At 45.3% G+C, this 13,730-nt stretch carries 8 protein-coding genes; all 8 read right to left on the bottom strand.

What is annotated here, in order from left to right; all coding sequences use genetic code 11:
- Nucleotides 1-120: 120 nt before the first annotated feature.
- Entirely contained in the window at nt 121-1,773 is a 1,653-nt protein-coding gene (locus G590_RS0111030; RefSeq protein WP_022765724.1) for a hypothetical protein, read from the bottom strand.
- A gap of 114 nt (nt 1,774-1,887) precedes the next feature.
- Nucleotides 1,888-3,630, bottom strand: coding sequence for a DUF6044 family protein (locus tag G590_RS0111025; RefSeq protein ID WP_022765723.1), 1,743 nt, complete (start codon nt 3,628-3,630; stop codon nt 1,888-1,890).
- Complete coding sequence (locus G590_RS19275; protein WP_022765722.1) at nt 3,620-4,765, bottom strand: N-acetyl sugar amidotransferase; 1,146 nt, start codon at nt 4,763-4,765, stop codon at nt 3,620-3,622. The genes G590_RS0111025 and G590_RS19275 overlap by 11 nt, the downstream gene beginning before the upstream one ends.
- A 50-nt stretch (nt 4,766-4,815) precedes the next feature.
- The gene (locus G590_RS20670; protein ID WP_022765721.1) at nt 4,816-6,336 is read right to left on the bottom strand and encodes a GGDEF domain-containing protein; all 1,521 of its coding nucleotides are present in this window, start codon (nt 6,334-6,336) and stop codon (nt 4,816-4,818) included.
- A 34-nt stretch (nt 6,337-6,370) separates the two neighbouring features.
- Entirely contained in the window at nt 6,371-7,513 is a 1,143-nt protein-coding gene (locus tag G590_RS0111010; RefSeq protein WP_022765720.1) for an EpsG family protein, read from the bottom strand.
- Entirely contained in the window at nt 7,514-8,413 is a 900-nt protein-coding gene (locus G590_RS0111005) for a hypothetical protein (protein ID WP_022765719.1), read from the bottom strand.
- A 74-nt stretch (nt 8,414-8,487) separates the two neighbouring features.
- On the bottom strand, nt 8,488-11,361 hold the full coding sequence (uvrA, locus tag G590_RS0111000) for an excinuclease ABC subunit UvrA (protein ID WP_051142146.1): 2,874 nt from the start codon (nt 11,359-11,361) through the stop codon (nt 8,488-8,490).
- A 106-nt stretch (nt 11,362-11,467) separates the two neighbouring features.
- Nucleotides 11,468-13,459, bottom strand: a complete 1,992-nt coding sequence (gene uvrB, locus G590_RS0110995) for an excinuclease ABC subunit UvrB (RefSeq protein WP_022765717.1) — start codon at nt 13,457-13,459, stop codon at nt 11,468-11,470.
- Nucleotides 13,460-13,730: the final 271 nt, after the last annotated feature.

Genomic DNA, 13,730 nt, shown 5'->3' with positions numbered 1-13,730 from the left:
AAAGGTGCTTGCTCTATGCCATGAGCAAACACCTTTTATTCAAGCAAAATATATAGGAATCATAAACATGTGAGTCAATTTGAAACGTCCCCGGTGACTCGAAACGTCACCGGTGACTCATTATTGTACGACTGAGTACTCTACAGGCTTGCCTGAGAAGTATTCATCGAAGATTCTTGTAAGATTGGAGTCGTCCTTAACTTCCTGAGCTTCAGCTCCGTCTGCCGCGTAGTAGTATGTTGAGTTACCGTTGGTGTCGAAGACTTCTGAAGCTTCCTCAGCCACTACAAGCTTACCGTCCTTCACTGTGTATTTGAACACGTTGTGATGTCCACCGACGTAAATGTAGCCATCGTTGATGGTAACAGGATAAGCTGTTCCGATTGAAGCCACCTGACCAATCATAGCAATAGCATCATTGTCATATACAAACAGTGTTGAATCGATGGCATTCTTAGTATCGTTCTCGCCGTTGTAGCATGCGCTTGAAACAAAGAATACATCTGTATCGCCGACAGGTTCATTGGCATATCCCATGCCGGGCTTGAAGTCATCGATCATCTTGGTGAAGGTTCCGTACTTGCTAAGATCAACCTTTGAATAATCTATGGGAATAAGGTCTGAGATGGGCTTAAGGTCGAGATTTAAATATCTCTCCTCAGTCATCTTAAGTCTGTCTGTGTATTCTTCCTCGGTCATGCTCTCCCAGGTCGCTCCGTCATCGTAGCTTACAAACCAGGGATTCTTCTCATCTTCGTAGCCGTCATACTTAAGTGTGAACTGCTGCATAAGATTTGTTGTGCCGGGTTCGATCTCATATAAAGCCACTTCGTTTTCATTTGCACCGCCGGAAGCAACATTTGCAAATCCGCTGTACTCAAGGGCATAGCATCTGTTTCTTGAAGTTCCGCTGATAACGTGTGCCGGCTCTCTGTTTACCATGGTGTAGATGTCGTACACCACGGTAGGCTCGCTGCTATCTCCGATAACACCGATGAGGAGATCGTCAACACCATCGCTTGAGATATCCCTGTAAGCATAGCCAATCTTATCAAGTGCCTTCTCGCCCTCGTTCTGGATGAGTGCACCATACTCCGGGCTAAGGCCATTCTCCTCAAACTTGGCTGCATCCCAGCCCTCTGTGCAGGCCTGAACAAATGAATCAAGTGTAACAAAGTACAGGTCCTCACCCTTGATACCTGCTCCGTACATGAAGTAGTTACCTTCTTTTGCCTCAATGGATTCAATGATGCTGTCAGTTGCCAGATAAAGCTTGTTGTAATCCTCAGCTGATTCCATATCCTGATATGTTACGTAATCCCACTGAACATCTGAAGGATAGCCCTTTAATACATCTACGAACTGGCCGTCGGAAGTCATGATCTCGCCAACCTTTGTGTACATTCCGCCTGCAATATAGTTCTTGTCTACATCTGCAACTACGGAAAATGCATATCCACCAAAGCCTGCTTCGTGGCTTGCCTTGTCGTAGAAGCTGATCTCGTTTCCATTTATGTATGCAAGGAATTTGCCCTTGAACTCCTCGGGCATTGTAATTGAATAAAGATCTGTTGAAAGAACCATGTCTTCAACATAAGTAATGTTCTCTTCAAAGTCAGAAACTACTTCTTTCTCGGGTGCCTGTTCTGCAACTTCCGTAGCAGCCTCGGTCTCCTGTGCCTGCTCAGCAGGTGCTTCTGCTACCTGCTGTGTTCCGCAAGCTGTAAGTCCAAACATAACACCAACCATTAAAAGTGCAATTCTTCTCTTCATAATAAATCTGTCTCCTCTTCTCTCTTAAGCGGCCGTTGTGGCCTATCATTTTTCTCAACAAAATGATAGTAGCATTAGATTTATCACAGAATTATCACACCAATCTCAAGGTGCTTACAGTTCATAAACATAAATGGTATATGGACTGCTCTCATCCGTGTAACAGCCAACAAGTTTAAGACCGATCTCTGCAGCATTACTGATCTCAAACCTTGCAAAGATATACTTGCAGTCAAGGCTCTTAAGCTCATCCATATCAGCGACAAGACGCTTATCCACAGGATCCATCACACGAAGCGGAGCGTAAGTGTTCTCATCGTCAGCAGAAATAAGGTTAACCCTTGCTCCCCATCCGACGAAGTATGACGCCAGTGAAGGTGAACCCTCAAAAGCAGGCTCGATGATCCTGGTCCACTTATCCTTGTAGTCCTGGGCATACATTCCGAGGTATCCATCAACCGATGCTATACCGTTGTAATTAAGAATTGCAGGATGGAAGCCGTAAGAAGCTGACCACTCTCCGTTATAACCGATCTCATCTTTTATCTTCTCAAAGAGCTCTGCCGAATAGAACTCGTTGTAATTAACAGTGCTGGTCTCTTTGTGCTTGATCACCTTGTATGCCTGATTGTAGCAGGTGTAATAGAAATCGTTGTAAACCTGCGGAACAAACATTACAACAAGCACTGCCAGAGTAACGATCACATTAGCAAGAAGCTTAAGGTTCTTTTTCCCGTAATCGTACATGCGGATGCAGACAAGTAGAAGCTCTGCGTACCAAAGGAAAGTATTGAAATAAGCGGTTCTTGCAAACTCAAAACCTGTAAGCGGCGGAACCAGCATCTCAAAGAGATGTCTGAAAGGCGCAAACTGATAGAGGCCGAATATCAGCACATTGAAGATGATCCACAGCATCACAAGATTTATGGGATCTGTCAGCATCTCTTTTGCCTTACCAGCTCTTACGTGTCCCACGTTTATGATCACCAGTGCAATCAGCACCACTCCCAGAACAATGTATGTATGTGAATCCTCCGAATGGAAAGATGCATTTACAAACTCGCTGAAGGCTGTTGCCATAGCCTGTCCGAAACTCAGATCGCCGTGGTCCATTGTTGTCCTGATGGTCACTGTGTCGCTTCCTAGCATTGCGCCAAAAAGCCTGTACTCAAGAAGAATATATCCAAGAGACAGAACAACGATCGATACAAAAGTGCTGAGAGGGAACTTCTTATCCCTGATCCACAGAATGATAACTGCACATACCATATAGCTCAGAATAAAGAAGCCGTGATATGAGAAATAGGAAATCAGCGGATAAAAGAACACCGCCAGATACCAGGGAAGCCTCTCTTTTACGCTCTCTGCAAAGTATATCTTTCTCAGGAAAAGAACTATAAAAGGCACCGACGTAAAAGCAATGCCATAGGTCGGGAAAACCGGGATCATTCCGAATGCAGCTGCAATGACAATGACAAGGGGCTTGTAGTTTTCGTAGCGCTCCTTGTAAATGTCTTTTGCCAGAAGGATAAACGAGATCATGCCGATAGCGATCTTGGCAGCGTATCCCGCAAGATAAGCCCAATAGGTAGGCAGTATTATGTAAAAGAAATTGTAGAGATTAAACTCAGATCCAAACAGGTCTCTGGAAACTCCGTGAAGAATAGGGGCGTCAACTCCGTGGGCAAACCAGAGGTGTGCCTTCTTGAGCATCTCGTAGTGCCCCATAAACAAATCTAAATTATCGTGGATCTGAAAATAGCTCTCCCCACGAAATACAAGGAACACTGCCGCTTGTATAAGAAGCAGTGTTCCTGTTAAGTACATATACCAATACTTTTTTATCTTATGATTCATAGTCCTCACCAACTGTGAACTTAGGAGTCCATTTTCCGTTTACTTTCTCGAAGAGATCTCTGTTGACGTACTTGTCCACAACCTCCCAGAACTCTGCCTCGGTGATTGACAGGTACTTGCAGGCCTTGGCGATGTACTGAGGTCCGCAGAGACCGTCGTACTCATTGACGTACCACTTGCCGTCTTCTCTTGTGAATCTGCCCTCTCTGATGTCGTAGCAGATCTCGTCTGTAGCATATCCGAAACCAAACTTGAGATACTTGATCATCTGGTTAGGAATCTGAAGATCGCAGTCAAGTGCTGTATATCTTCTGTAGCGGCCAAGATCGTGAAGATCTCCCGATCTTCCTGTGAGTCCTCTTGCAACGGCAAAGTCTGCGTTGTAAACCTGTGACCACTCCTTAGCATAGTACTGAAGGAAGATGGCCTTGATGCCCTTTGCCTGCATCTCCTCAACTGTAGGTATCTTGTAAAGGAAAAGATCTTTCTCAGTAATGTTATTGGACAGGTCAACGAAGCTGTCCACACTTGCTCCACGGATAGTCTCGAGCTGCATTACTGAGAAAGCATTACCGGTTGCTTCCTGGTTCTTGGCAGCGCCGAGTGTGAGAGCGGCGTTCTCACCCTGGATAATGAGCGGGATATTGAACTTAACAGCCATGATGTATGAAGAAGCCCAGAGACAGTACTCTGAAGCAGCGATGATATTACCGCGTTCAAAGAATGACTTTCTTGCAAGCTTCTTGGCAACGATAGGATTTGGACGAATTGAGATAATGTCAAAACCAAGGTTGTTGAGGTTGTTGATATTCTTGCGGCCGATCTCTGTGATCTCATCAGGCATGCAGTTGATAAGAAGCGGATTAAGTCCCAGCTTCTCCTTGGCATATACTGCCTGGAAGGTTGAATCCTTACCACCGGAAACTCCGATGATGCAGTCGTAGATGTTTCCTCTCTTCTTGGCCTCTGCCTTGGCTTCCTCAGCAAAACCTCTAAGTTCTGCCTCTCTTGCAGCCCAGTCTATTGTAGCCTTGGACTCCTCATATCTGCAGGCGAAGCAGATCTGCTCATCATCAAATACGATACCCGGTCTTGTATCGGGCTGCAGACATCTCTTGCAATATCTCATCTTCATGTCAAAATCCTCCGAAAATCTTATGATAAATTATCCCGTTAAGTATACAATTATTGTTTTCTTCTGTCTATTCCTGCGGTTCTGTAATACTCCGCCTTATCACTGTACATCATTCTGTCTGCCACCTTCTCAAGATCTTCTACGGTGAGTGCAGGATGATCTTTATGAGCCGCATATCCCACGGATATCGTAAGCTCGTTCTGATACTTGCCGTGCCAGGATGCAGCCTCTTTCTTCATATCAGCAAGAAGAGTCTCTGAGTCATCGGTATGTACAATAGCAATAAACTCATCGCCACCGGTACGATAAACCTTGCCCCTTGAGGCGACAGCCTTCAACAAGCATTCGGAACAAGCCTTTATGAGCTCGTCGCCTGCCGCATGCCCCTTAGTATCATTGGCAGTCTTTAGTCCGTTTACATCAATTGAGAAAACAGAGAAATCCTCCTCGATCTCTTTTTCATGATACTCAAGGATATCTTCCTCATAGCATCGTCTGTTATAGAGTCTTGTGAGCTCATCCGTCATGGCTATACGGATAAGATGCTCTTCACGCCTCTTCTCAGCTTCTATGCTCTGGACAGTGAAGACTACGATCATCGGCCTGCCGTCACTGCCTCTTTCAGCCACAATATACTGAGCTCTGAACCATCCGCTGTACTTGTTGATAAACTCACCGGATATGATCTTTTTGTTTCCAAGCCTGTCCTGGACAGTCGTTATATTCGTAAAATTTATGAACGCTTTTGCCTGATCCTCTACAATATCGCCCATAATCTGGCGCGTCATATAAGTGTGGTCATACACCGCAAAGTCAAGGCTCTTTTCGTGGAGCTTCTCATCGACGTTATCGTCTCTTAAAGGACGCTCGGTCATCTTGTAGAAATCGATGAGATTAACCTTGTCATAAATTTCCGCCATGGAATCAAGAATATCGAGCTGCTCTGTCATCTGAGATTCATGCTGTACCAGGTCTTCCTGCTGGACCATTGTGTCCCGGAAATAGTTTGTTGCCAGTCTTCCAAGAGCAAGTCCTGCGAATGTCATGATGATCGTCTCTATGGTGTATCCGCCAATGGCATTAAGATAATATGCCAAAGCCGTATCATAATCAGATCTCATACCTGAAAAATAAGGCGACACCATCCATGTAGAAATCAGCATCAGGCAGTAGTTTGAAATTACAGCGAAAATGTATATCCTGGTATCACAAAACAGCAGGCTAAGAAGCGGCACCAAAAACCAGGTCAGATAAACCGCAACACGTCCATAGGTCATATGAGCCAGAAGCATATTGAAAGCTAATAACGCAGTAATACTGGTCACTACGGAATCCGGCCACTTCTTGAGCATCAGATAATGTCCCAGGGCAAGTATCGCCACTATAACAGATATCTGAATGCATATATCATAGCCTACATTCTTGAATATATCTGCAGCAACCCCAAGCGCTATTGCGGGCCCTGTGAAAATGCAGAACCACAAAACGACATTGAGGGATTTGTTTACCGCTATTCGATTCTCCCTCAAGAATTCATCGTAGGATTTTGTATACTGGGGGGCATTGTTCATATGCAACCTCCTATCATAGCCATATACACATCATTTAAAAAGTGTCCGTCTGATTAAGCCATCTGTGATCGTAAAAAAGCCAGCTCTTATAGGGCAAAACCCTTACACCTACCGCATCAGCTTCCTTCAGGAAATACATGAAGTACAATATGCAGAATATGATGACAGCAACCATAACTCTCTTTTTCTTCCTGGGATTTCTGATACTGCAGATGATATTCGGAAGAAGGAGTATCTGCGCAGTTGTCAGGTAATATGAAAATCTGGTGACCAGTGGCAGCCAGTAGCAGCTCAGGTACAGCGCCATTCCCATGATGTTCATGTTGAAATACATACGATTATCGATGCGATTCTTGATGGCATCTTCATAGCAGATAATACATATCACCAGAACAAATATACATCCTGCTATCGGCGCAGCAAATTCGATTATGGAATGAACTTCCTCGATATATACGGTATTCCTGTAAGACGGATAGAGCTTAAGAGCAATATCCATTATCTGTTTATTGAAAAGACCTACCAAGGCCGCAAAGGCTGCAAGAAGAACAAGTGCCCATCTCTTCCACTGAACCCTTGCAAGGAAATACATCGGAATAACTACCAGCACTGACTTGTGGAAGGTAGCTGCAAACAAGATCAATGTAAAGAACTTGATCAAATTCTGCCGGTTGATATCTATAAGATAACGCAGCGCAAAAGTGGCAATGGCCAGGGCGAAGTAATATCTTACAGTATTAAAGCTCTTGTAATAGAGTCCAAAGGTCATGAATATAAAGAAGCCCCATGCAAAGCTGTCACTCTGGTCTTTTAATACCTTTAGAAAGATTGCAACAATGGCAGCTCCAAAAACTCCGAACATAAGAAGATAATCTTCCTTGCCTGATAGTGTATACAGGATCCTGACAACCAGGTTATATCCGGGCTCTGTAACCACATAGCCTCTCTGGAATATCTCATGGCAGGTCACGACATAAGTTCCGTAGTCATTGCCCACTTCATGTCTGAGAGACGCCAAGGCTGTAAGTATCACAAACACAGAAACAAGACACAGGGCACTTTTTGCCCTCTGCCTTGTAGTGTATCCCATGAGTATATCTCCCTGAGGGTTTTCAATTGTCTGAACACGGCATGCCAAAACAATCGTGATGGCAGCTATCAGAACGTAAAGAACCATTTACTCCATCACCCCGACAATTTTGATATCCTGTTTGGTAAGGGTATAGACAACCTTGTCCATATCCTCTGTCTTATCTTTTCCGGATCTGAGCTTCAATATAACACCGTCAGCTACTCTCATCCTGTCGAACTCGTTAAGATCATATCTGAACTGATCTGTGGCAAGCTCAATATAGTTGCCGTCATACTGCAAAAGATGTGATCTGTTAGCGTTGTACTCGTCGGTATCTCTTTTGCCAAGATAAGGAATCTGAGGGTATCTGATAACCCAGTCTCTCTCGGTATAGATGGCATCGTCGAAAATTCCGTACATCAGCACAGCAAACAGGCTCACGAACAGACCTATAAGCGCGCCAAGGAACGCTGCATTTTTCTCTCTTGTGTATGCGTCATAAACCTCTATCTCAGCATCTGTCCAGAGTTCGATGGTTTTCAGCATATCTATCTTCTCTGCAAAAGAAGGAAGCGCGATCTTATAAGCATCAGAAATCTTCTGAACAAGAGCTTTATCAGTACCTGTAACGACCACAGTAAGTATCCTGTAATCGCCGAGAATCTCGCCTGTCACGCTCTCTAATATCTGCTGCTTGGAAACATCCGGCACCACCTCAAGAGCCTTGTTCACAATGGGGTCATCCCTCAGGATTCCGTCCCAGGTGTAGGCATTATAATAATCCACACCATTGGGAAACTCCTCGTGATTAAAGGTGATATAGTAGTCGTTCCTGATGCGGTAAACCGTATTTCCGCTTTTGATGTTGCTGTAGATCACATAGCTGACAAAACCGAGCACTGCGCCAAGCACAGTGACGGCGATAACTATCCAGAATCTCTTAACAAATTGTCTAAAGAACCTTCTGAGGTCTATAGGTCTTGTATCAAAGTCCCTTGTGGACATAGTCTTCCTCCCGAAAGTCGCATATTTTCTATAATTATAATATACGGATTGCCATGTTGCACGCAACAACCCATTTACTTAAGGAGACGCTTAATATATGCACCTGTATAGGACTTCTTGCACTTTGCAACTTCTTCGGGAGTGCCGGCAACTACTACCGTTCCGCCCTTGGAACCGCCCTCGGGTCCCATGTCTATGATATAATCTCCGGTCTTGATAACATCGAGATTGTGTTCGATGACCACAACTGTATTGCCCTGTTCAACCAGAGTATGCATTATCTTAACCAGCTTCTGAACATCCGCAAAGTGAAGGCCTGTCGTGGGCTCGTCAAGGATATAAACTGTCTTACCTGTTCCAACCTTACTGAGCTCTGTGGCAAGCTTGATCCTCTGAGCCTCACCTCCGGAGAGTTCAGTACTGGGCTGACCGAGCTTCACATAGCCAAGACCCACATCGTAGAGAGTCTGGATCTTACGCTTTATGGTCTTAACGTTCTCAAAGAACTTAAGAGCCTCCTCAACCGTCATATCGAGGACGTCATAAATGTTCTTGCCCTTGTATCTGACTTCCAGAGTCTCGTGGTTGTATCTCTTACCTCCGCAGACTTCACATGGCACGTATACATCAGGAAGGAAATGCATCTCAATCTTGATGATACCGTCACCTCCACAGGCTTCGCATCGTCCGCCCTTGACGTTGAAGGAGAATCTGCCCTTCTTGTAGCCTCTTGCCTTGGCATCGGGAGTTCCGGCAAAGAGGTCTCTGATCATATCAAATACGCCGGTGTAAGTTGCAGGGTTTGAACGCGGCGTTCTTCCGATAGGAGACTGATCGATTGCAATTACCTTATCAACCTGCTCCAGCCCCTCAATTCCCTTGTGCTTGCCGGGAATCACTCTTGCTCTGTTGAGATCTCTTGCCAGGTGTTTATATAGTATCTCATTGACAAAAGAGCTCTTACCTGAGCCGGAGACACCGGTAACAATGGTCATTACTCCAACAGGTACATCAATGTCGATATTCTTAAGATTGTTCTCCTGTGCACCTTTTATCTTAAGCCATCCCTTGGGCTGCCTTCTGGTTGCGGGTACTTCAATCTTGAGTTTGCCTGAAAGATACTGGCCTGTCACAGACTCTTTTACCTTCATGATATCCTCAGCAGTTCCACAGGCAACGATCTTACCTCCGTGGGAACCTGCCCCCGGCCCGACATCCACGATGTAATCCGCAGCTCTCATGGTATCTTCGTCGTGCTCAACAACGATAAGGGTATTGCCAAGGTCTCGCAGGTTCTTAAGAGTGTTCAGGAGCTTGTCATTGTCCCTCTGATGGAGACCGATACTGGGCTCATCAAGTATATAGCATACTCCGCAGAGGCCGGAACCTATCTGTGTTGCCAGCCTTATTCTCTGAGCCTCACCTCCGGAAAGTGTTCCTGTCGCTCTTGAAAGTGACAGGTAATCAAGTCCAACATCCACAAGGAATCCGACTCTTGCCTTGATCTCCTTAAGGACCTGAGCTCCTATCATCTCCTGCTGGGTAGTGAGCTTCATATTCTCAAGATAGCTTTGGAGCTCATCAATTGACATGGAAGTGATCTCGTAAATATTCTTGTCATCTATGGTTACAGCCAGTGACTCCTTCTTAAGTCTCTGTCCGCCACAGAGCTGACAAGGAGTTATTCTCATGAACTCCTCATATTCTGCCTTCATGGCTTCAGAGAAGGTCTCCCTGTAGCGCTGTTCTACATTCTTGATAAGGCCGTCAAACTTGATGGGGTAATCGCCTTCACCTCTCTGGCCTTTATAATGAACCTTGACAGTCCGATCTGACCCGTAAATAAGCATATTCTGAACTTCCTCAGACAGTTCCTCAAAAGGTGTATCAAGACTGAATTTATACTCTTTGGCAAGGGTACGGAGTACGGCGTTGCTAAAGCTGGAATCCTTGTTGGCAGACTGCCATCCCATCACAACAATACATCCGTCATTGATGGAAAGACTCTTATCGGGGATCATGAGATCGGCATCAAATTCCATCTTGTATCCAAGCCCCACGCAATCAGGGCATGCACCGAAAGGATTGTTGAAGGAAAAGCTTCTGGGCTCGATCTCAGGGATACTGATCCCGCAGTCAGGACATGCAAAACTCTGACTAAAGCTCAGCTCCTGACCATCCACCACATCTACAAGAAGGAGTCCCTCTGTGAGCTGCAGCGCATTCTCAATGGAATCTGTAAGTCTGCGACGGAGGTTTTCGTTGTCATCTCTGACTACGATCCTGTCTACGATGATTTCAATGTTGTGCTTGATATTCTTGTCCAGTTTGATCTCTTCTTCGGAGATATCATACTGGCTGCCGTCGATCCTGGCTCTTACATAGCCTGCACGCTTTGCTCTGTCCAGGGTCTTTTGATGTTCACCCTTTTTGCCTCTTACAACAGGTGCCATGATCTGAAGCTTGGTTCCGTCTCCCAGAGCCATGATCTGATCGCACATCTCATCCACTGTCTGTCTGCGAATCTCTCTTCCGCAGTTGGGGCAGTGAGGAATACCGATCCTCGCATAGAGAAGTCTGAAATGATCATAGATTTCAGTTACTGTTCCAACGGTAGATCTGGGGTTCTTGTTGGTGGATTTCTGATCGATGGATATAGTGGGAGAAAGTCCCTCTATAGCCTCAACATTGGGCTTGTCCATCTGTCCCAGGAACATCCTGGCGTATGATGAAAGAGACTCCATGTAGCGTCTCTGTCCCTCTGCAAAAATCGTCTCAAAAGCAAGAGATGACTTGCCTGATCCTGACACGCCGGTCAGGACGGTCAGCGTCTCTCTTGGTATCTTGACGTTAACATGTTTCAAATTATGTTCACTGGCACCACGCACCCTGATATAGTCATGTATATCAGAGGGAAGTATCCTCTTGGTGGTGTTCTTTTTGGTCATTTTATTGTCTGACATATTAATTCCCTTCCATTGTTACAAGGAAGTTATTCCTCGCTTCGCTCGGAGTAACACGTTCGAACCAAACTCGAAAAACCTCGTTAAGTTCTTACAGCCCCGACGTCAACTCTGTATGAACTTTCTTCAGGTCTATGAGCTGATCACGCAGCATTGCAGCTGTCTCGAAATCCAGCTCCGTAGCCGCTCTCTTCATCTTCTTCTGAACCTGGGCAATGAGCTTCTCCAGCTCGTCCCTGTCCATGGATTCAGGATCCTTCTCAAACTTGACTTCTTCCTTGGCAACAGCCTTGGTAACTGCGATAAGGTCACGGACCGCCTTCTTGATGGTCTGAGGTGTTATACCGTGTTCCTCGTTATATTTCTGCTGAATCGCACGACGTCTCTTGGTCTCATCTATAGCTTTTTTCATTGAGTCCGTCATATTGTCGGCATACATTATTACATGGCCTTCTGAATTTCGGGCTGCACGACCGATGGTCTGAATAAGAGATGTCTCGGAACGAAGGAATCCCTCTTTATCCGCATCTATAATTGCAACCAGCGATATCTCGGGTATATCAAGTCCCTCTCTGAGAAGGTTGATACCTACAAGCACATCAAAAACATCAAGTCTCATATCTCTGATGATCTCAGCTCTCTCAAGAGTATCAATATCCGAATGCAGATACTTGACCCTAATCCCGGACTCTGCAAGGTACTGAGTCAGATCCTCAGCCATTCTCTTGGTAAGTGTTGTCACAAGGACTTTATTCTTATTATCGATCTCTTTCCTGATCTCTCCGATGAGATCGTCTATCTGTCCCTCAACGGGCCTTACATCCACTTCCGGATCCAAAAGACCTGTGGGTCTGATCACCTGCTCTGCACGAAGAAGCTCATGCTCCTCCTCATACCTTCCGGGAGTCGCAGAGCAGAACAGCATCTGGTCAATATGTCCCTCAAACTCTTCAAAATTTAAGGGTCTGTTATCAAGAGCAGACGGCAGTCTGAAGCCATAATCCACCAAAGTAAGCTTCCTGCTCCTGTCGCCGTTGTACATTGCTCCAACCTGAGGTATTGTCATGTGTGACTCATCCACAATGATAAGGAAGTCGTCATCAAAGAAGTCCAATAGCGTAAGCGGAGGCTCACCCGGCTTCATAAAGTTGAGATGCCTTGAGTAGTTCTCAATTCCGGAACAAAATCCCGTCTCCCTCATCATCTCTACGTCAAAGTTTGTTCGCTCAGCAATCCTCTGAGCCTCTATAAGTCTGTCTTCTCCCTTGAAGAACTTAACCTGCTCCTCCAGCTCTTTTTCAATATTGTCACAGGCAGCATTGATCTTCTCCTGCGGAACAACATAGTGGGATGCCGGGTATATCATCACATGGGACAGCTCACTTCTGACCTTGGAAGTAACAGGTTCAACCTCACATATCCTGTCTATCTCATCGCCAAAGAATTCAATCCTGATGAGGTAATCATCAGCATTGGCCGGGAAAACTTCTACAGTGTCTCCGCGAACCCTGAAATTGCATCTGCCAAGTTCCATGTCGTTTCTGTCGTACTGGATAGCCACAAGGTCTTTGATCAATTCATCTCTGTCCTTGGTCATGCCGGGACGAAGAGAAACTGACATACCCTTGAATTCCTCAGGACTTCCAAGTCCGTAAATACATGATACACTGGCTACAACAATGACATCCTTCCTCTCCGCAAGAGATGCCGTAGCAGAGAGTCTTAGCTTATCAATCTCATCATTGATGGCAGAATCCTTGGCAATATAAGTATCAGTCTGTGGCACATAGGCCTCTGGCTGATAATAATCGTAATATGAAACAAAGTACTCCACCGCGTTCTCCGGAAAGAACTCTTTCATCTCTCCGTAGAGCTGACCGGCCAGAGTCTTGTTATGGCTGATGATCAGTGTCGGCTTATTGAGCGCGGCAATAACATTGGCCATGGTAAAGGTCTTACCTGATCCGGTAACACCGAGCAAAGTTTCAAACTGGTTGCCCTCTTTGAAACCCTCGACAAGTTTCTGTATAGCCTGGGGCTGATCGCCGGTAGGCTTATATTCCGAATGTAATTTGAAGTCCATAACCAACCCTCAAATATGAATCATAAACAACATGTGCGTATATGGTGTCAGTATATCATTTTCAGATTACATTGTCTACAATTTTTAGAACATTTGTTCGCCGTTTTGCTTCCCTCATATCCCCATGTCACACTCTTCTGTCACCCTGTAAAATGAAAAAGGACGTGCATGGAGCACAATGTCATTAAGTTAAGGGTGACGGAAATAAGACTCTTATACCAGAAATGGTATAGGGGTCTTTTTTTCTGCGAAAATAGTTGACAGAATGAAT

Source organism: Butyrivibrio sp. XPD2006 (genome assembly GCF_000420865.1).
Lineage (GTDB): Bacteria > Bacillota > Clostridia > Lachnospirales > Lachnospiraceae > Butyrivibrio.
The sequence above is the reverse complement of the archived record's forward strand: the minus strand, read 5'-3'. Positions and strand labels throughout refer to the sequence as shown.

Excerpts from the sequence above, each read along its gene's own strand:
- G590_RS0111005 (WP_022765719.1), bottom strand. The coding sequence starts at position 8,413 with ATGTCCACAAGGGACTTTGATACAAGACCTATAGACCTCAGAAGGTTC.
- G590_RS19275 (WP_022765722.1), bottom strand. The coding sequence starts at position 4,765 with ATGAAGATGAGATATTGCAAGAGATGTCTGCAGCCCGATACAAGACCG.
- G590_RS20670 (WP_022765721.1), bottom strand. The coding sequence starts at position 6,336 with ATGAACAATGCCCCCCAGTATACAAAATCCTACGATGAATTCTTGAGG.
- uvrA (WP_051142146.1), bottom strand. The coding sequence starts at position 11,361 with ATGACCAAAAAGAACACCACCAAGAGGATACTTCCCTCTGATATACAT.
- G590_RS0111010 (WP_022765720.1), bottom strand. The coding sequence starts at position 7,513 with ATGGTTCTTTACGTTCTGATAGCTGCCATCACGATTGTTTTGGCATGC.
- G590_RS0111030 (WP_022765724.1), bottom strand. The coding sequence starts at position 1,773 with ATGAAGAGAAGAATTGCACTTTTAATGGTTGGTGTTATGTTTGGACTT.
- G590_RS0111025 (WP_022765723.1), bottom strand. The coding sequence starts at position 3,630 with ATGAATCATAAGATAAAAAAGTATTGGTATATGTACTTAACAGGAACA.
- uvrB (WP_022765717.1), bottom strand. The coding sequence starts at position 13,459 with ATGGACTTCAAATTACATTCGGAATATAAGCCTACCGGCGATCAGCCC.